We start from the raw sequence: 19,023 nt of genomic DNA on the forward strand, positions 1-19,023 counted from the left end.
ATTAAACACGAAAAAGCCCGCAAACATGCGGGCTTTTTGTGAGAAATTCTCGGATATATCTTCTTTGCTTACTACACGTCTTAGGCGCTAAACCTTAAGCTTTATGTTAACACCTTAAAACAAGGCTAAAGCTGCTGGCCAGAACGCCATCAGTAAATGCAAACAGCCGCATGCCATGGCACCAGCCAGTAAATCGTCTAGCATTATGCCTGTACCACCGTGTAAGCGCTTATCAATAATGCCTATCGGCCAAGGCTTTAAAATATCGAAAAGCCTAAATAGAATAAAACCAACCAGCAAGGATGATGCGGTAATTGGTACAAATAGAAACGTGACGAACATGCCCGCTATTTCATCCCACACGATAGAGCCATGGTCGTGGACCTGCATATCGTCAGCCGTCTTACCGCAAAGGTAAATGCCCACAACTGAGAATATTAGCGTAAGCGCGATAAATGAAACAATGGATACTTGGCTACAGGCGATAAGCAAAGGCAATGCAGCTAGAGAGCCAAACGTCCCAGGCATAAAAGGAATTAGCCCGCTACCAAAGCCCAACGCTAGAAAATGGACCGGATTTTTCATACTCACTCTAGCGCGAAATTCAGCCTGCATGTAAATTCCTTTGTCTCACGTCTAATTAATCGGTTGTACTTAAAAGCTATGCTCGTAACCCGCCGCAGCGACAGGCGTATACTTCTCATTACTTTTAAGTAATGAGAGTTTGCCATTGTGACCGGTTAATTGCCCGATACACGTTGCTTTTACGTTTGTACTTGCCAAAGACGTTTCCAGGCTGCCGTGTTGCTCTTCGCTTACCGTAAAAATCAACTCGTAATCATCTCCAGCAGATAGCGCATATTCGATAGCCTGTTCAGGCGACACGGCGCTAGTTAACGCCCGAGAAAGTGGCAAGCGCTCTACATGAACATTTGCGCCACAATTAGACGCTTTTAAAATATGACCTAAATCTGATATCAAGCCATCAGATATATCGATACATGATGTGGCAATGCGACGAATAGCAGTACCCACTGCAACTCGGGGAGTTGGAAAGTAATGACGATTAATTAACACGTCTTTTGCTTCGCCTGAGACACTTAGCTTATTTTGTAGAATATCTAAGCCAGCACCAGCGTCGCCTAACGTACCGGTAACATAAAGCCAGTCACCCGGCTTTGCACCGCTTCGCGTCAGCTCTGAACCCGGTGGTATAAAGCCTTGCGCGGTAATCGTCATTGCCATAGGGCCTTTTACCGTATCACCGCCGATTAACTGCACCGAATAATATTGGGTAAGCTCATAAAGGCCCGCAACAAAATCATCAAGCCAAGCTTCATCTACTTCTGGAAGCGACAGTGACAGGCTTATCCATGCGGGCTCCGCCCCCATTGCAGCCAAATCACTTAAGTTAACCGCTACTGTTTTGTATGCCACAGATTTCGCTGGCGCATCTTTTAAAAAATGCACGCCTGCAACAAGGGTATCAGTAGTAACGGCGAGTTGTTGGTTTTCAGGAACCGTTGTTACTGCACAGTCATCACCAATACCTATAACAACGTCTTTGCGTTTGTGGCCGCAGTTTGAAAAATAGCGGCCGATAAGATCAAATTCTTTCACAGTAATTTTTAAACCCTTTCAGCGGCAATCCATGCCGCCATGGTAAGGTTAGTCGCGCTCATCTTTGCGCAACGTGCGCACTGCTTTATCCAGTGCACCATTAATGAATTTATGGCTCTCTTCGGCACCGAATGCCTTAGCGAGCTCAATCGCTTCATTAATAATTACGCGATAAGGTACATCAATGCGCTCAGTCAGTTCCAGCGTCGCAATGCGCAAGATCGCTTTTTCTATCGCGTCTAGCTCTTCAGGCAGACGGCCAAGATAAGGTTTAATCGTCGCATCAAGCTTACTTGCGTTATGCGCAACTCCGCGCAGCAAGGCTTGAAAATACGCCATGTCTACCTTTTGCATGTCGTTACTGGTGGCTAGCGCCAGTTCAACCTGCTGTATATCGTTGTGACTCATTTGCCATGAATACACGCCTTGCAAGGCGAGTTCACGGGCTTTACGACGAGCTGAAACTTTCACTTAATGTTTACCTTAAAGCTTTTCAACAGCATCGATAACGTTAACCATTTCAAGCGCGCCCAGTGCAGCTTCTGCACCTTTATTGCCCGCTTTAGTACCTGAACGCTCGATTGCTTGTTCAATTGAATCTGTTGTGATTACGCCAAATGAAACCGGAATACCGTATTCAAGTGATACTTGCGCAAGACCTTTATTGCTCTCACCTGCTACAAAATCAAAGTGTGGCGTGCCACCACGAATAACCGCACCTAGTGCGATAATGGCGTCAAATGACTTTTTCTCGGCTAATTTTTTAGCCACTACAGGTAACTCGTAAGCACCAGGAACGCGTACTAACGTGATATCGTCATCACTTACTTCACCGTGACGCTCTAGGGTGTCTAATGCACCTTCTAGTAAGCTTTCTACTACAAAGCTATTAAAGCGTGATACTACGATAGCAAACTTCTTACCGGTTGCTCTGATATTACCTTCAACTACCTGCATGGTTTCATTCCTCGAGAAAAAACGGCGCGAAGTATACCACAACTGCGCCCAAACTAAATCGATTGTTTCTTTAACTTCAACTATTCGTAAACGGCCACTTTATGCTTAGCCAAATGTGGGGAGGGAATGCTGGTCGCAAACCCTCCACCGCATGGATGCGGTGGCGGAGCGTACAGGGATGTATTCACCGCGTGTTTGCGACGAGCATTCCCTCTCCACTTTCGCTGTGCTCTACACCCAAGCACTAGTCGTGCACGTACTCGACCACTTCTAGGCCGTAACCTGAAAGCGCATGATATTTAATTGGCTTGCTAAGAAGACGCATTTTGTGAACGCCCATAGACGCAAGAATTTGGCTACCCACACCAATTGTGCGCGACGATCCCTGCCAATCAGCGCCAGCAGGTTGTTCGCCTCTATCTTCGGCTGCAAAGCGGCGTACCTGGCTTTCGATGTGCTCTTCTTTACCTAATAGCACTAACACTCCACCTTCTTCTGAGATTTTGCGCATGCCGTCTGCTAATGTCATTGAGCGATGAATACCGCGGGTAGAGCCAAGAAGATCACTAAACGTATTGTGAAGGTGTACACGCACAAGCGTCGCTTCATCTTCTTTTATCTCACCTTTCTTAAGGGCAAAGTGAAGCTGGTTATCAATACTGTCTTTAAAGGTATGTAACTCAAAGTCACCATACTCGGTCGGCATGTTGCACTGCGCCACTTTTTGAATCGTCGTTTCGTTTAGGTTACGGTATTCAATTAGATCGGCAATAGTACCAATTTTAAGGTTGTGTTTAGCTGCAAACTTTTCCAACTCTGGGCGACGGGCCATAGTGCCGTCTTCATTAAGAATTTCTACAATAACGCCCGCCGGTTCTAAACCCGCTAAACGGGGTAAATCAACGCCAGCTTCGGTATGACCCGCACGGTTTAATACACCGCCATCTTTAGCAATAAGTGGAAAAATATGACCCGGCTGTACGATGTCTGTGGCTTTCGCCTCTTTCGCTACAGCAGCTTTAATTGTCGTGGCGCGGTCTGCCGCTGAAATGCCCGTGGTTACACCCGTTGCCGCCTCGATAGAAACAGTAAAGTTCGTAGAGAACTGGGCTTCGTTTTTATCTACCATTAACGGAAGATTTAGCGCACGACAACGCTCTTGCGTCATAGGCAAACATACCAAGCCCCGTGCGTGAGTAACCATAAAGTTTATGGCTTCAGGCGTCACATGCTCTGCCGCCATGATGAGGTCACCTTCATTCTCTCGGTCCTCATCATCCATTAAGATAACCATTTTACCTTGGCGGATATCTTCAATTATTTCTTGTGTAGTGTTAAATGCCATGTTGTGTGCTTCTTGTAGGGTTATTTTCTTAAAAATCCGTTCTCGGCAAGAAATGCCATATCGATGCCTTTGCTCTGTGGCTCGGCGGCTTTATCGCCCAGCATTAATCGCTCTAAGTAGCGCGCAATAACATCAACTTCTAAATTAACTGCAGTACCTACTTTATAGCTTCCCATTATCGTTTCTTGTAACGTATGGGGAATGATCCAAAGCATGAACTCAGCGCCATTCACCTCGTTAACGGTAAGACTGATTCCATCAACCGTAATGCTGCCTTTATGAGCAATATATTTGGCAATCGCTTCGGGCGCTTTAACCCAGAATTCTACATAGTCTGAATGTTTAATGATTTGCGTAACTTCACCAACGCCGTCCACGTGACCAGACACAATGTGACCGCCAAAGCGATCGGTTGGGCGCATGGCTTTTTCTAAATTAACCGTTGAGCCAGCGCTGTAATGTGCAAAGCCAGTTAATTTAATCGTCTCTGCCGACACATCTGCACAGTAATAATCAGCCCCCATATCAGTGACTGTTAAACAAACACCGTTGGTAGCGATACTGTCGCCTAGCGCTACATCAGACATATCAAGCGTAGGTGAAGACACCGTTAGACGAATATCATTGCCACGGTTATCGAGCTTTTTAATCGTGCCTAACGCTTGAATAATTCCAGTAAACATAAAGTTCCTCTTTAGTCGCGTTAGCGACAGGTGTTGCTAACGTCGGGCCGGAAGATAAGCTTAATATCGTTACCCACCTGACGATTTTCAATAAGTGAAAGTGAAATAGATTGATTTAAAGCGGTAAACGCTGGCAAATTGACCATACTTACCCCTTTATCACCTAATAGCTTAGGCGCTTGGTAACAAATAAGCTCGTCCACCAGCCCTTCTTGCAAGAGTGCACCTGCAAGGCCTGGCCCCGCTTCTACCCATACTTCGTTAAATTGCTTATCGCCTAATGCCAACATTAGTGCGTGTAAGTCAAGCTTACCGTCTTTTTCATCAAGCTGAAGGTAATGCTGGCTTGCCGTATCTGGGTGAGCCTGAGACGTAGCAGTAAAGGTCATATTGCCGTCATTAAAGAGCGCATAGTCCCGACTAAGCGTGCTTTTACTGTCTACCACAACCCGAGCAGGCTGGCGAACATGTTCAAGGGGATAATCGTCAAACTGCGCCTCTTTCTCGCGTACTAAAAGGCTAGGATNGTCGGCCTTCACTGTACCCGACCCCGTTAACACCACACAGCTTTGTGCGCGATAGTGCTGTACATCTCGTCTGGCTTCTGGAGTGGTAATCCATTGGCTCACACCGTTTTGCAAGGCTATTTTTCCGTCAACACTTATGCCCAACTTTACGCGAACAAAGGGTTTACCGGTTAGCATACGCTTTATAAAACCGGGATTAAGCGCAGCGGCTTCTGCAGCCATTACCTCGCTCACCACTTCAATACCCGCTTCTTGCAACATACTTATACCGTTGCCGCATACGTTCGGGTTAGGGTCAGTCATAGCAATGACAACTCGCGCAACCTGCGCTTCAACAAGGGCTTTAGCGCAAGGCGGCGTACGCCCAAAATGACTGCAGGGCTCTAGGGTAACGTAAGCGGTTGCACCTTTGGCACCTTCAGAACGTGCATGAGCTGCTTGTCTAAGTGCGTGTACTTCGGCATGAGGTGTGCCCGCTTGGATGTGATAACCTTGGCCTAACAACTGACTGTCTTCGTCAACAATCACGCAGCCAACGCGGGGGTTGGGCGAGGTAGTAAAGCGCCCTTTTTTGGCAAGTTGAATGGCCTTTGCCATCCAATAATAATCGTTTTTAACCGTATCGTGGTTCACTTGGATTCCTGTTGTAGCCCTAAGTGTTTAAGGTTTATCGAACCTAATCCCCTAGTCGTGCAATCTCTTCTCCAAATTCACGAATGTCTTCGAAGGAACGATAAACTGAAGCGAACCGAACATAGGCGACTTTGTCGAGTTCTTTGAGGGCTTTCATTATTAGGTTGCCAAGTAGTTCGCTGCTTACTTCTCGTTCACCGGTTGCGCGCAACTGTGATTTAAGCGAAAGGATACATTGTTCTACTTTTTCGGTACTAACAGGGCGCTTTTCAAGCGCGCGCTGTAGCCCAGCACGAAGTTTATCTTCGTTGAATGGTTCACGCGAGCCATCGCGTTTAATAACGCGGGGCATCACAAGCTCTGCACTTTCAAATGTAGTAAAGCGCTCGTGACACACCATACATTCGCGTCGTCTTCGCACCTGTTGCCCTTCTGCAACTAAACGAGAATCAATGACTTTTGTTTCTTGTTCGGAACAAAACGGGCAAAACATGAATAATCCTTACATATTGCGTACTTAGGCCTTTCAAACTCAACCTAGACTAGTTAGTCCAGCATTAGTACCAAAGTACGCAATAAAACACAAACCTATTTAATTACTTATAAACAGGGAATTGTGCGCAAAGGGCAACCACTTCGCTTTGAACGCGCTTAATAACAGACTCATCGCCCATGTTATCAAGGATGTCGCAAATCCACGTAGCAACTTGCTTAGCTTGTTCTTCTTTAAAACCACGACGCGTAATCGCTGGGCTACCAATGCGAAGACCGCTTGTTACAAACGGTGAGCGCGGGTCGTTTGGTACCGAGTTCTTGTTTACCGTGATATTTGCTGCACCTAGTGCGGCGTCAGCATCTTTACCCGTAATATCTTTGTCGATTAGGTCTAAAAGGAACAGGTGGTTGTCAGTACCGCCAGATACGATATTGTAGCCACGTTCTTGCATGACAGACACCATCGCTTTTGCGTTTGCAACCACTTGCTGCTGATACGCTTTAAACTCTGGCTGCAGTGCTTCTTTGAACGCTACCGCTTTAGCCGCGATAACATGACAAAGTGGGCCACCTTGGTTGCCAGGGAATACCGAACTGTTAAGCTTTTTGTAAATCGCTTCGTCGCCACATGAAGAAAGGATTAGACCACTACGAGGGCCCGCAAGCGTTTTGTGTGTGGTGGTCGTTACCACGTGTGCGTGTGGAAGTGGGTTTGGATAAACACCAGCGGCAACAAGACCGGCAACGTGCGCCATATCTACAAGCAAATATGCACCAACGCTATCTGCGATTTCGCGGAATTTCGCCCAATCAACAATGCCTGAATACGCAGAGAAACCACCGATAATCATTTTCGGCTTGTGCTCTTTCGCTAGTGCTTCAACCTGTGCGTAATCAATTTCGCCCGTTTCTTTATCTAAACCGTACTGTACCGCGTTGTACGTTTTACCAGAGAAGTTTACGTGTGAACCGTGAGTAAGGTGTCCACCTTCAGAAAGGCTCATACCTAGTACGGTGTCGCCCGCATCAAGTAGCGCCATAAATACGGCCGAGTTTGCTTGAGAACCCGCGTGCGGCTGAACGTTTGCGTAATCTGCACCAAATAGTTCTTTTGCACGGTCGATAGCAAGTTGCTCAACAACGTCTACGTGCTCACAGCCACCGTAGTAGCGCTTTCCTGGGTAGCCTTCAGCGTATTTATTAGTAAGCTGTGAACCCTGTGCTTCCATAACACGTGGGCTACAGTAGTTCTCAGAGGCAATTAGCTCAATGTGATGTTCTTGACGCTCAACCTCGTTGGCCATTGCATTGGCTAATTCAGGATCGAAGTCAGCTATATTCATTTCGCGAGAAAACATGGGGGCTCCTTAACTGCGGTTTTTATATGGCATTACGCACTGATTGCTCAAATTCGAGCCATATTCTAGTCATTTTCGGGTGCTTGTATACCGCTTTATGACCAAATTAATATAAATGGCGCAGGTTTAACGAAATACCTGCGCCAGCGGGAGATCAGACCTGTTTTTCAAGGGCTTTAACCCGGTCAAATAAACTGCCAATTTTAGCAAGGCGAACCGTATTCTTACGCCAATCACGATTTGTTTGTGCTGGCTGTCCCGAAGAATAAACACCGGGCTCTTTGATATCCTGAACAATCATGGTGTAGCCTGTTACCTGAACATTGTCACAAATACTGATGTGGCCGTTAATTCCTACACCACCACCAATGATGACGTGTTTACCAATATGACAACTCCCGGCAATGCCTGTCGCACCACAAATACACGAATGGTCGCCAATGATACAGTTATGACCAATTTGCACTTGGTTATCAATAATAACGTTGGTGCCTAAGATCGTATCTTCCATTGCGCCGCGGTCAATACTGCTGCTTGCGCCGATTTGGCTGTCGTCGCCAATGCAAACCGATCCGGTTTGAGGAATCGGGATCCACACGCCTTTATCGTTGGCATAACCAAAACCTGCAGCACCAATAACCGTTTGACTGTGAATAGTGACACGCTTTCCAATAACTACATCGTGATAAATAGTCACGTTAGGGTGGATGGTACACCCTTCTCCAATATGCGTTCCCTTCCGGATAACCGTATTCGCACCGACCGTCACTCTGTCGCCTAATACAACGTTTTCTTCAATAATAACGTTATGTCCAAGGGAGACATCACTGCCAATGCGGGCAGAGGGCGCAACCACAGCTGTTTCAGCAATCCCCGACGCCACAGCAGGTGTGGTATCGAATAATTGAGCTATGAGTGCAAAAGCCGCGTGAGGATTAGCCACAATAAGCGCGGCTACGGGGCTATCGCCTTTAAGACTCTCGTGCAAAATTACCGCGCCAGCCTTGGTGTCTTTCAACTGAGGCTTATATTTGGGGTTGGTAAGAAATGAAATTTGATGCGATGCTGCGCCTGATAGCGTACCTACTGCAGATATGATGATACTTCCGTCACCCTGCACTTCCCCACCAACGTGTTTCGCTAACTCGTCCAAACTGTATGTGCGTTTATTCATAGCGGTCATTTTAATTACCTGTTCGGATATATGAATAGTGTTTGAGTGTTAATACTCATTTTTATGGACGCTAAGTTTACATTAAATTGCCCTTTCAACCGACGCATAAATCATTCTTTTTGACATAAGCGCTTAAAATATCGCCAAGCACTAATTCAGCTAGCGTAAGTGACTGGCACAAACTACCCTGTTACGAGTAGAATATGGCCCCAGTTAGGACGTGTTGAACTTTAATGAATGCTTAGATGCGGTAAAGTTCAACACGCCTTAAACACATTTTATTTTTCACCGCTTATTCAGCGAGGATAGAGCATGGCTCAATACGTTTACAGTATGCATCGTGTGGGGAAAATCGTCCCACCTAACAGACACATTCTTAAAGATATTTCACTTAGCTTTTTCCCTGGTGCCAAAATTGGTGTGCTAGGTCTTAACGGCGCGGGTAAATCAACGCTACTTCGCATTATGGCCGGCGTTGACACTGAAATTGAAGGTGAAGCGCGACCTCAGCCTGGGCTAAAAGTGGGCTACCTTCCTCAAGAGCCTCAGCTTGATGAAAGTAAGGATGTGCGCGGCAACATCGAAGAAGCGGTAGCCGATGTGAAACACGCATTGACTCGTCTTGATGAAGTATACGCAGCTTATGCCGAAGCAGACGCCGACTTCGACGCCTTAGCAAAAGAACAAGGCGAGCTGGAAGCCGTTATTCAAGCGAAAGACGGTCACAACCTAGAAAACGCACTAGAGCGTGCCGCTGATGCCCTTCGCCTTCCAGCTTGGGATGCTGATGTAAGCAAATTATCGGGTGGTGAACGCCGCCGTGTCGCGCTTTGTCGATTGCTGCTAGAAAAGCCGGAAATGTTGCTTCTTGACGAACCGACTAACCACTTAGATGCCGAATCAGTAGCGTGGCTAGAGCGCTTCCTTCACGACTATGAAGGTACCGTGGTAGCCATTACCCACGATAGATACTTCCTTGATAATGTGGCAGGTTGGATCTTAGAACTTGACCGTGGCGAAGGCATTCCATGGGAAGGCAACTATTCTTCTTGGTTGGAACAAAAAGAAAACCGACTAGAGCAAGAAGAGCGCACCGAAACCGCCCGCATGAAAAGCATGAAACAGGAACTTGAATGGGTACGCTCGAATCCGAAAGGTCGTCATGCTAAAAGTAAGGCACGTATGGCCCGCTTTGAAGAGCTATCTACCAGCGATTACCAAAAGCGTAACGAAACCAATGAGCTATTCATTCCACCGGGTGAGCGTTTAGGTGACAAGGTTATTGAAGTAAGCAACCTTAAAAAGTCCTATGGCGATCGCGTACTTATCGATGACTTGACGTTCAAAGTACCAAAAGGGGCGATTGTAGGTATCGTTGGTCCTAACGGTGCGGGTAAATCTACCCTATTTAGAATGCTTACCGGCGCCGAGCAACCTGATTCAGGTACTATCGATTTAGGCGATACGGTGCAAATTGCTGCGGTAGAGCAGTTCCGTGACCACATGAATGAAGATAACACCGTATGGAAAGAAATTTCTGACGAGCAAGACATCATTCGCATTGGTAACTTTGAAATAAACAGCCGCGCCTACTGCAGCCGTTTTAATTTTAAAGGCACCGACCAGCAAAAGTTTATTAAAGACTTGTCAGGTGGTGAGCGCAACCGTGTACACCTTGCGAAACTGCTTAAAGCTGGCGGCAACGTGTTGCTGCTAGATGAACCAACTAACGACCTAGACGTTGAGACACTTCGCGCGCTGGAAAACGCGTTATTAGAGTTTCCGGGCTGCGCTATGGTTATCTCGCACGATCGTTGGTTCCTTGACCGTGTGGCGACACACATAATGGATTATCGCGACGAAGGTAACATTAACTTCTTCGAAGGTAATTATTCAGACTACGAGAGCTGGTTAAAGCAAGAGTTTGGACAGGATGTGGTTGAGCCTCACCGTTTGAAATACAAGCGTATGGCTAAGTAATAAGAAACACAAAGATAATAAAAAATAGGATTACCCTATTTTGACCCACAATAAAAAGGGCTCTCATCTACGATGAGGGCCCTTTTTATTTGTCGGCTTTTGATTGCGAACGACAGCAATTTAGCCAATACTGACAACGTAGATGCAAACTAGGTACTTAAAAATGACGGATAAGCGCCAATTCCAAAGGGTTACCTTAAACGTAAGGGGCACCCTTGCCCATAACGACATGGTTATCGACGTGGTAGTCAGTGACGTGTCGCTGCAAGGAATAAAACTGTTTGCCAGCGAAACAGCGCTCACCCACCTGCCCTTTGACAGCCACGAGCCCTACACAGCTATGTTTCAAGCAAATGAAGATAGCCCTGTCATTACGCTTCATATTTCTCAGCTTTACCGCCATGCCGATAGCAGAAAAGAAGGGGTGTCGTTAGGTTGTAAGGTTGAAAGCATGGACCTAGAAAGCGTTAGCGCGCTTCGCCGCTTAATTACCTTAAATAGTGAAGACGCAAGTATTGAAGAAAAAGACCTTAATGCACTGGTTGATGCTGTTTACCGCGCATCCCACTAACACGTTCACGTAATATCGTGTTAGCAGGACGAAGAGTGCTGGAATAGGCTCTAGGCCAAGCCCTCTATTCTAGCGCATCTAAGGCTTCTGATAGACGGGCTACAGGCACAACTTTCATACCATTTATGGCTTGCTTAGGAGCATTCGCTTTAGGCACAACAGCGCGTTTAAAGCCGTGTTTCGCGGCTTCAATAATGCGCTCTGTCCCGTTTGGAACAGGGCGAATTTCACCGGCTAAGCCCACCTCACCAAATACAATTAAATCGCGCGGTAAAGAGCGGTTTCGAAAGCTAGAAATCATGGCCAGAAGCAGCGCAAGGTCAGCGCTGGTCTCGGAAACGCGCACGCCCCCTACTACATTGACAAATACATCCTGGTCATTCATTTGCACATTGCCATGGCGATGAAGCACCGCCAGCAGCATGGATAATCGGTTTTGATCAAGGCCAACTGCAATTCGCCTAGGGTTAGACATTTGTGAGTAATCCACCAAGGCTTGTATTTCCACCAGCAATGGGCGCGTACCTTCCCAAATTACCATGACACTAGAACCCGGCGTATCGTTATCGCCACGGCTTAGAAAGATTGCAGACGGGTTACTCACTTCTTTAAGGCCTTTTTCCGTCATGGCAAATACCCCAAGCTCGTTGACTGCACCAAAGCGGTTTTTGTGGCTTCGCAACGTACGGTAGCGGCCGTCACTCTCCCCTTCCAACATCATTGAGCTGTCGATACAGTGTTCGAGTACTTTAGGGCCCGCGAGGTTGCCGTCTTTGGTTACGTGACCAACGATAAACATGGCAATATGGTTTTGCTTGGCAAAGCGGGTTAAATAAGCCGCACTCTCTCTAACTTGAGATACACTACCAGGCGCCGACTGAACATCAGAAACATGCATAACCTGAATGGAGTCGATAACCATAATTTTAGGCTTTTGGGTAAGCGCTAAATCGCAAATGGTTTCAACGTTTGTTTCTGCCAGCATCATCAACTTATCGTCAGGAAGGCTTAACCGCTTCGCCCGCATGGCCACTTGTTGCAACGATTCTTCCCCTGTTACATAGAGGGCGCTTTCGCTTTTCGCCATTTGACACATTACTTGCAAAAGCAACGTACTTTTACCTGCGCCTGGTGAGCCGCCTATCAACATAGCAGCGCCGGGGACAATACCGCCACCCAACACCCTATCGAGTTCTTTAAAAGTGGACGAAAAACGAGGAAGAGATTCAAGATCAATGGCGTTCAACGTTTCAATTTTAGCCGCCGTTTGTCCAGCATAGCCCGACGTAGTTTGACGCGTAGCGCTTTTTGCACTTGCTACAACAAACTCGCTTATGGTATTCCACGCTTTACATTCTGAACACTGCCCTTGCCAGCGAGGAAACTCTGCCCCACAGTCAGAACATACATAAGCAGTTTTACGTTTTGCCATATTCCAGTTTTATCCAAAGTCCAAAAAGAGTATTCTAACACTTAAAAAGAGTGAGTTAAGCACAATCCAACGTTCAGTTTTTGCGCACAATAGATCCAACAAAAGTATAAGGGTTCAGCGCATTAATGAGTTTTGCTGATTTGCCGATAACAACTAAAATAATGATACTTAACAACAAAGTTGCGCATTCATGAGTCAAGATTTAAAGCAGTACGCTGATATTATTGAACAGCTAAAGCCTATGGTGAACGAACCCGAGTTCAACCAGGTGTTGCTTCAAACTGCTGCAGACGTCCCTAAGGAAAAACGCTTTCTAATAAAAATGGAAGTAAAGCGTCTAGCCAAACCCTGTATGCGTACTATCGATTTGCGCGGTCATGTAGACGGTAAATGCAAAAAATATGTCCATGAAGGGCGAAGTCATTATATGGACGACTTAGCGGTTGATAAATTTGAAGAGCAGATACGCGTGTTTGGCCGCTACACTTATGGCGTGTATGAGGCGGTACAAAATACGGAAAACAATTTCCGCTTAATACGCGAAAAAGAACTTGCTCAAGAGCGGGCACACAAAGAAAATCCTACGGCCAAGAAGCGCTCTGCCGTGTTAGAGCAATTCAAAGTGCCAACGGTGAACCTTCTCGATTATCGACAGCGCAATACAGAGCGAATGAATTTCGCAGTGGCCGTAGAAGTTTTTAATAACGCCGGCCAAGCAATGCGCGGGCTGAGTGTTGATATTTCCCTCGAAGGTTTACAGATAAAACTCGCAAAAGACGCTTTTTTTAAAACCGGGGAAACCCTTTTTATCTTTTTTAGGGGTCTTGAAAACGAATTTGCCATGGATAAAAAAAATGGCATAGCGTACAAACTCGTTAAAATAATAACGAAAAACGATGTGAACTATCTTGCGCTACAGCGGGATAAAGATTGCCCCAGCCCAGCATTTGACAAGTTTTTAGAAAGCTTTATACACGGCAACAAACGTCGTTATAAAGTGAACATGAGCAATACAATAGAAGCGATAACCAGCAAAACCTGCGAACAATACTTCTCACCAAGAAGCCCAACGCTTCCTGTCTATATCGATGTTATTAACAAAACATTAGTACCCCGCTTTGCGATGGTAAACGAGGTAAATAGAGAAACAGTACAGTATTGGCAAGACGAAGAAGAAAACTGTCGGCTAAACTTTTTGCTAACACAAGAGCGACTTATGCGGCTTTTAAATAAGTCTGATGAAGTGCGCGAAATTTTTGTATTCAGCTTCACCCACCTACACAGTGATAAAGTATACTTTTACTCGGCGTCTTTCGAGGAGTTGTTGCAAAAAGACATTCTGCTTAAGGTCTTCTTAGGCTTTGGCTCAAAAAAGGCCAGTTGGAGAGTGTTCAAAATCACGCTTACCGACATGGTGCCGGAGCAAGCTCATATTCCCCTTTCCATACCTGACTCTGTGGGTAGCAAAGTCAAAAAGCTTAATACACCGCCATCGGCGCGACTCATGTCTAAGCTTAAAAACCTCAGGTATTTAGCTCACGTTACCGATGTGACGTCGGTAACCGGTCAAGAAACCTATAACGAGTTTACCTTCAATCGCGAAAACCTTTCTCATTTGCGAGTCTTTGGGCACCCTCGAAACCGAGCGCCCTCTAATATTCATTTAGTACGTTTTAAATATGAAGAACAACGTATTGAAAGCCGCTATCAGCTAAGAACGCAAATCGAAGCTCGCTTCAATAATGAGGATGCGGTTCACAAAGGCGTAAGTGAAGATATTTCTGTACACGGTTTGGGTCTGCGCGTTGAATTAAATAAAGAGTATAAAGGAAGCCTGGAAGGCAGAATTGAAGTGGCTTTTCCCCGGCTGCAAGAAATTGCTAATGCATTTGATGTTATGCACCTTCAATATGAAATTATCTACCATAACGTTGAGAAAAACATCTTACACCTGAAGACCATGCCAGGTGAGGAAGGAAAGAGCGCCCGCGCCTTCTTTGAAGAGCTAATCAAAAAGAATAAAGCTAACTTAAAAGTTGATAATGACGAAGAAGAAGTACCCGGTATCGGCCAGGCACTGCGCTGTATCAACGCAAGAAACGCGACCTCTTTGTCTTTTTTGATGAGCAAAGAAGGGGTTCGCTATACGCCTCAAGCGTGTATCGTTGGCAAGCAAGACGAGAGGATCACCACCCTCACCACGCAATATGCTGAGCAAGGCAAAGTTAATCTAGAGTTCCTCTTCAGAGACAGAAAACAGGATTCGCCTTTCGTTCAAAGCGGCATTAAAGCCGTAAAGCTTGAAAATATGCCGCTGCGCCAAGAGCTCTTTATTTCCTTTGATGCATCGCAAAAAGAACCGCGTATGGCAATTATCCCTCGTTACTCAGATAAATTTGAAAGTAATGAGCAGCGAAGAGCTTTTATTCGAGAAGCGATGGTTCGAGGCCAGTTTATAGCTATTCATGTGATGCTGACGACCACGGGTAAACCTGATATGAGCATGCTGCAAACTGAAATCAACTACGTGACTATGTATGCCATGCACAGAGCGCGAGAGCTTGAGAAAAAGATGTGGAGTATTGCCGCATGTTCACACCTTGTCGATGTGACTGACGAAGTGCTAATTCGTTATGGCTTCACCATGGAAGACATCACCGCTAATAAAACGTTAAAAAGCGCTGTAGCGCAGAACGTTGTATCAAGAATGACTTAAACACACCACCTATGCGCTACCCGTTTAGCGCATAGCACTTTTTCACGAACAAGCGTGCTAACTTCTTAAAAACGGCTAGCACAACCTCCCGCCTTCCTATTTATCAAGAAAATAAAGCATGCTGTGCAAACTGCCAATACGAATTGCGACATCGGCTTTTTCGTTAACCAAAGGCTTGCCGTGACAAGCGACACCCAGGGCCGATTCAGCCATCATCACCAAATCGTTTGCCCCGTCTCCCATTGCCACGGTCTGACTCGTTGGAATTTGCCACTTTTCGGCAAGCTGCTTAACCGTGCGCGCCTTAACATCGGCGTTCACTATTTCACCTTCAACTTTACCGGTAAGTAGGTTTTCGCTAACCGCTAATGTATTTGATATGGCAAAGTCTAATCCTAACCTTGCTTTTAAATGATCGGCAAAAAAGGTAAAACCACCGGAGGCAATAGCCAATTTCCAATTGTGCTGTTTAAGGTAAGCGAGCAAGCTTTGTATACCCGGCATGATTGGGAGGCTATCGCGAATTTTTTTAAGGTGTGCTACGGGCACGCCTTCCAAACACGCTACGCGGTGAGTCAAACTGTCGTTAAAGGCTATTTCACCGCGCATGGCCTTGGCGGTAACTTCTGCAACTTGCTCACCCAGGCCCGCCAATTTTGCAATTTCGTCAATACACTCTATGGCAATAACGGTACTGTCCATATCCATCACTAACAGACCTGGCTGAGACAGCGACGGACGAGAAGCCTGTAAACCGATATCAAAGTTGAAGGCAGATGACACATCACCAAGTAGCGGGTTTATATTTTCAAGCTGTGCGCTATTAAGCGTGCCACGAACCTCAATAACATCATCGCCAAGACATTGGTGTAGATGGTGAAAAGCCGCCCCTGTCGGTGAAAACACATCCTTTATTTTATTGAGCACACCGTCCAAAAGGTAAGGGGTAATGGCTTGACCTGTTACCGTAAGCGTGTGTGTATAGGCCTTGCTATTGTGTTCAGTATTAATGTGTTGTGATAGCTGGGCAGCACTATGCTGTTCGTCATTGTTAATATTTGGGAAAAGCGTGTTTTTCATAGCGAAGAAGACACTGAGATAGTTGGCAAATGGTGGCCTAATGCTAACCAATTAGGCTAACTAATAAAATATCCTCTTTTAAATTATTTAGAATTAACCTACTGTTAGGCAAACCTAAAGAATTTATGGAAATACGAATTGGTAAACGTGCTTAACAAAGCCACTACACAAACAAAGAATGACTCTCATTCATTGTATACGGCTCTGAAAAGACTCTTTCACACATTAGTTGTCAGCACGGTTTTTGCGTTAATCGTTGTATTGTTATTGTTGGTTCAGCAATACCAAAATGATTGGCTTACCGTTCAAACCCGTTCCACTGGCGAGAGCATTGCGCGCCAGTACGCCAAGCTTTTACAACCCGCCTTTTTTACTCAAGACCGCCCCATGCTAGGACAAAACCAAAAGGCTGAATCAGAAAGTGCACTAACACAAAGGCAGTATATTGAAAGCGTTGCGACTGTATTGAAAAACGAACCGCACATCCTCGCCCTATCTGTATTTGATAAAGACGGCAGGTATATCGCACCATTACCCCAAATAGACAGTATTGTCGCGATAAGCCAATCGCAAAATGTTACGCCACTTACCTATGTCGAGGCGATTAATGATGACGAGGGTAATTTATTGGGGTACGTGAACATTCATATGAATACACAGGCCGTGTTAGAAAGCCCCCTTACACTTCGGTATCAGCTTGCGCTTATCGCGTGTATTTTAGTGTTTCTCGCTCTGATGCTTGGCATTTACCTAACCCGCGCGTTTTACAAATCTCGACCTTGGTTTATACACGTCATCGAGTCTAAAAAGAAACAGATGAAGCTCACTCAATAAGTGCTATTTAGCTCTCGCTAAACATGACTTTGCTCTATGCCAAATAGACGAAAATAGTTCGCTGTGGTAGTGGCTATTACTTCGCTAGATGCAACGCTGAAAGTCGAGCTAATCGCCTCTACCACATCATTTAGGTAGTAGGGTTCGTTAGGTTCGCCCTGCCGGCCGCACATGGGCATATCCGGCGAGTCAGTTTCAAGCAGAATGTTATCGAAGTGATGCTCTAATAAATAGCCTAAGGTTTCCCGTGTTTTTTTCGCGCGCTCATAGGTAATAGTGCCGCCTATTCCTAAATAAAAGCCTCGCTCTATATACCTTTTTGCTACTTCCACACTGCCCGAGAAGGCGTGGATCACCCCTTCTCCTTGATACCTTGCCTGCTTAAACGCCTCCAGTAACAGATGATGGCTTTTTCGATGATGCACAATTACGGGTAAAGTACAGCGCTCGGCAACGTTTAAATGGGCATTAAATACCTGCTGCTGCAGTTTAAGAGGCACCTTGATATGCCCATCGATACCGGTCTCACCAATGGCTTTTACTGACGGGTGGCGCATTGCTGCGGCATTTTCAAGTTCAGAAAGCTGACCTTTTACAAGTTGCTCTTGCGATAATGAAGCAATACCGTTTTTTAAGTCGCACTCGTTAGATGAAAGAAAGTAAGGATGAAGCCCAAGGGCAGTATCAATGGGAAGGAGATGTTGATACTCACTACTAAGCGCCTGTAGCGTTTGCCACGAATGAGGATTGATACTCGGCGCCATGAGGCGAGTGAGCCCCGCAGCTTTTGCCCTTTCTAAGGCTGTATTGAGGTCTTTTTTCGATGCGAGCAAATCAAGGTGGCAGTGGCTGTCTATCATGCGCAGGCGCCTCTGTATCGACTATTCAAGATGAAAACAGCGCTTATCGCTGAACCGCAGAACGCTTTCGGCTAGGGCATCAAGCGCTGTGTTGACCACCTGCCATCTTCGGCTTTGTTGTATTCCAAACGGTCGTGAAGTCTATCTTCCCCGCCTTGCCAAAACTCAATTTGATGGGGAACAATTCGAAAGCCTCCCCAAAAGTCAGGTACAGGTAGCGCTTTGTTAGCAAACTTGTCTTTCAACTGCTTAAACTGCGTGAGAAGTAGCGCTCTACTCCCAATGGGTTTACTTTGTTTAGATGCGTAAGCCGCGAGCTGACTGTCTTTCGGACGAGAGAAGAAATACGCTGCATTTTCAGAAACAGACAGTTTCTCTACACTGCCGCAAACACGCACCTGGCGCTCCATAAAAAACCATGGAAAGTGGCACGAGACTTTAGGGTTAACAGATAGCTCCTGCGCTTTTCGACTACCTAGATTGGTAAAAAACACAAAGCCTTTGTCGCTAACATCTTTTAATAAAACGATTCGCTGAGAAGGTTGGCCGGTGCTGTCTACCGTGGCAACAGTCATCGCTGTAGGGTCGGGAATACCCGCATCGATAGCGTCTTTTAACCATTGGTCAAACAAAGAAAAAGGGCTAGATGTGATATCTGACTCACTCAAACTACCTTTTGAGTATTGTCTACGCATATCTGAAATTGCCATACGACGCTCCTACAACGAAAATTAATTACCGTGTAACGCCTCTCGCTC

General features: G+C 45.9%; 18 protein-coding genes. 4 read left to right on the top strand and 14 right to left on the bottom strand.

Translation table 11 applies throughout. The features are described from left to right. Positions 1-114: 114 nt before the first annotated feature. The 10 genes from MADE_RS12705 to lpxD form a co-directional block, all read right to left on the bottom strand. Positions 115-615, bottom strand: coding sequence for a phosphatidylglycerophosphatase A family protein (locus tag MADE_RS12705; protein ID WP_023559776.1), 501 nt, complete (start codon positions 613-615; stop codon positions 115-117). A 39-nt stretch (positions 616-654) separates the two neighbouring features. After that, a complete protein-coding gene (gene thiL / locus MADE_RS12710) occupies positions 655-1,620 on the bottom strand; it encodes a thiamine-phosphate kinase (RefSeq protein ID WP_023559777.1) in 966 nt (321 codons plus the stop codon). Positions 1,621-1,668: 48 nt separating this feature from the next. Beyond that, positions 1,669-2,091: a transcription antitermination factor NusB gene (gene nusB / locus MADE_RS12715; protein WP_012518940.1), complete on the bottom strand. Its 423-nt coding sequence runs from the start codon at positions 2,089-2,091 to the stop codon at positions 1,669-1,671. Positions 2,092-2,103: 12 nt separating this feature from the next. After that, on the bottom strand, positions 2,104-2,577 hold the full coding sequence (ribH, locus tag MADE_RS12720) for a 6,7-dimethyl-8-ribityllumazine synthase (RefSeq protein ID WP_012518941.1): 474 nt from the start codon (positions 2,575-2,577) through the stop codon (positions 2,104-2,106). Between the two features lie 244 nt (positions 2,578-2,821). Beyond that, on the bottom strand, positions 2,822-3,922 hold the full coding sequence (ribBA, locus tag MADE_RS12725) for a bifunctional 3,4-dihydroxy-2-butanone-4-phosphate synthase/GTP cyclohydrolase II (protein WP_012518942.1): 1,101 nt from the start codon (positions 3,920-3,922) through the stop codon (positions 2,822-2,824). A gap of 20 nt (positions 3,923-3,942) precedes the next feature. Then, positions 3,943-4,605 carry a riboflavin synthase gene (locus MADE_RS12730; RefSeq protein ID WP_012518943.1) on the bottom strand — a complete coding sequence of 221 codons (663 nt, stop codon included), beginning with the start codon at positions 4,603-4,605 and terminating at the stop codon, positions 3,943-3,945. 20 nt (positions 4,606-4,625) lie between these two features. Next, on the bottom strand, positions 4,626-5,765 hold the full coding sequence (ribD, locus tag MADE_RS12735; RefSeq protein ID WP_023559778.1) for a bifunctional diaminohydroxyphosphoribosylaminopyrimidine deaminase/5-amino-6-(5-phosphoribosylamino)uracil reductase RibD: 1,140 nt from the start codon (positions 5,763-5,765) through the stop codon (positions 4,626-4,628). A gap of 43 nt (positions 5,766-5,808) precedes the next feature. Continuing rightward, positions 5,809-6,258 carry a transcriptional regulator NrdR gene (gene nrdR / locus MADE_RS12740; RefSeq protein ID WP_012517538.1) on the bottom strand — a complete coding sequence of 150 codons (450 nt, stop codon included), beginning with the start codon at positions 6,256-6,258 and terminating at the stop codon, positions 5,809-5,811. 103 nt (positions 6,259-6,361) lie between these two features. Beyond that, positions 6,362-7,618, bottom strand: a complete 1,257-nt coding sequence (gene glyA, locus MADE_RS12745) for a serine hydroxymethyltransferase (RefSeq protein ID WP_012517537.1) — start codon at positions 7,616-7,618, stop codon at positions 6,362-6,364. Between the two features lie 154 nt (positions 7,619-7,772). Continuing rightward, entirely contained in the window at positions 7,773-8,801 is a 1,029-nt protein-coding gene (gene lpxD / locus MADE_RS12750; protein ID WP_012517536.1) for a UDP-3-O-(3-hydroxymyristoyl)glucosamine N-acyltransferase, read from the bottom strand. Positions 8,802-9,104: 303 nt separating this feature from the next. On the opposite strand from lpxD, the gene ettA reads away from it, so the two are divergent. Both ettA and MADE_RS12760 read left to right on the top strand, forming a co-directional pair. Next, positions 9,105-10,772: an energy-dependent translational throttle protein EttA gene (gene ettA, locus MADE_RS12755; protein WP_012517535.1), complete on the top strand. Its 1,668-nt coding sequence runs from the start codon at positions 9,105-9,107 to the stop codon at positions 10,770-10,772. 163 nt (positions 10,773-10,935) lie between these two features. After that, positions 10,936-11,343 (top strand): PilZ domain-containing protein, encoded by a 408-nt coding sequence (locus tag MADE_RS12760; RefSeq protein WP_012517534.1) that lies wholly within the window; start codon positions 10,936-10,938, stop codon positions 11,341-11,343. Positions 11,344-11,407: 64 nt separating this feature from the next. Here MADE_RS12760 and radA read toward each other — a convergent pair whose 3' ends face one another. Continuing rightward, positions 11,408-12,775: a DNA repair protein RadA gene (gene radA, locus MADE_RS12765; protein ID WP_012517533.1), complete on the bottom strand. Its 1,368-nt coding sequence runs from the start codon at positions 12,773-12,775 to the stop codon at positions 11,408-11,410. A gap of 190 nt (positions 12,776-12,965) precedes the next feature. On the opposite strand from radA, the gene MADE_RS12770 reads away from it, so the two are divergent. Then, positions 12,966-15,491, top strand: coding sequence for a PilZ domain-containing protein (locus tag MADE_RS12770; protein WP_012517532.1), 2,526 nt, complete (start codon positions 12,966-12,968; stop codon positions 15,489-15,491). A gap of 96 nt (positions 15,492-15,587) precedes the next feature. Here the strand turns inward: MADE_RS12770 and serB are convergent, their stop codons facing one another. Then, positions 15,588-16,571 (bottom strand): phosphoserine phosphatase SerB, encoded by a 984-nt coding sequence (gene serB, locus MADE_RS12775; protein ID WP_012517531.1) that lies wholly within the window; start codon positions 16,569-16,571, stop codon positions 15,588-15,590. 147 nt (positions 16,572-16,718) lie between these two features. Between serB and MADE_RS12780 the strand changes: the two genes are divergently transcribed. Further along, a complete protein-coding gene (locus MADE_RS12780) occupies positions 16,719-17,405 on the top strand; it encodes a hypothetical protein (protein WP_232362942.1) in 687 nt (228 codons plus the stop codon). 17 nt (positions 17,406-17,422) lie between these two features. Here the strand turns inward: MADE_RS12780 and MADE_RS12785 are convergent, their stop codons facing one another. Together MADE_RS12785 and pdxH are read right to left on the bottom strand one after the other, a co-directional pair. Beyond that, on the bottom strand, positions 17,423-18,265 hold the full coding sequence (locus MADE_RS12785; RefSeq protein ID WP_012517529.1) for a TatD family hydrolase: 843 nt from the start codon (positions 18,263-18,265) through the stop codon (positions 17,423-17,425). 71 nt (positions 18,266-18,336) lie between these two features. After that, positions 18,337-18,975, bottom strand: a complete 639-nt coding sequence (pdxH, locus tag MADE_RS12790; protein WP_012517528.1) for a pyridoxamine 5'-phosphate oxidase — start codon at positions 18,973-18,975, stop codon at positions 18,337-18,339. Positions 18,976-19,023 lie beyond the last annotated feature (48 nt).

It is taken from the genome of Alteromonas mediterranea DE (assembly GCF_000020585.3).
GTDB lineage: Bacteria > Pseudomonadota > Gammaproteobacteria > Enterobacterales > Alteromonadaceae > Alteromonas > Alteromonas mediterranea.

Excerpts from the sequence above, each read along its gene's own strand:
- ribH (WP_012518941.1), bottom strand. The coding sequence starts at position 2,577 with ATGCAGGTAGTTGAAGGTAATATCAGAGCAACCGGTAAGAAGTTTGCT.
- lpxD (WP_012517536.1), bottom strand. The coding sequence starts at position 8,801 with ATGACCGCTATGAATAAACGCACATACAGTTTGGACGAGTTAGCGAAA.
- glyA (WP_012517537.1), bottom strand. The coding sequence starts at position 7,618 with ATGTTTTCTCGCGAAATGAATATAGCTGACTTCGATCCTGAATTAGCC.
- ettA (WP_012517535.1), top strand. The coding sequence starts at position 9,105 with ATGGCTCAATACGTTTACAGTATGCATCGTGTGGGGAAAATCGTCCCA.
- MADE_RS12770 (WP_012517532.1), top strand. The coding sequence starts at position 12,966 with ATGAGTCAAGATTTAAAGCAGTACGCTGATATTATTGAACAGCTAAAG.
- MADE_RS12760 (WP_012517534.1), top strand. The coding sequence starts at position 10,936 with ATGACGGATAAGCGCCAATTCCAAAGGGTTACCTTAAACGTAAGGGGC.
- nrdR (WP_012517538.1), bottom strand. The coding sequence starts at position 6,258 with ATGTTTTGCCCGTTTTGTTCCGAACAAGAAACAAAAGTCATTGATTCT.
- serB (WP_012517531.1), bottom strand. The coding sequence starts at position 16,571 with ATGAAAAACACGCTTTTCCCAAATATTAACAATGACGAACAGCATAGT.
- MADE_RS12785 (WP_012517529.1), bottom strand. The coding sequence starts at position 18,265 with ATGATAGACAGCCACTGCCACCTTGATTTGCTCGCATCGAAAAAAGAC.
- pdxH (WP_012517528.1), bottom strand. The coding sequence starts at position 18,975 with ATGGCAATTTCAGATATGCGTAGACAATACTCAAAAGGTAGTTTGAGT.
- MADE_RS12730 (WP_012518943.1), bottom strand. The coding sequence starts at position 4,605 with ATGTTTACTGGAATTATTCAAGCGTTAGGCACGATTAAAAAGCTCGAT.
- ribBA (WP_012518942.1), bottom strand. The coding sequence starts at position 3,922 with ATGGCATTTAACACTACACAAGAAATAATTGAAGATATCCGCCAAGGT.
- radA (WP_012517533.1), bottom strand. The coding sequence starts at position 12,775 with ATGGCAAAACGTAAAACTGCTTATGTATGTTCTGACTGTGGGGCAGAG.
- MADE_RS12705 (WP_023559776.1), bottom strand. The coding sequence starts at position 615 with ATGCAGGCTGAATTTCGCGCTAGAGTGAGTATGAAAAATCCGGTCCAT.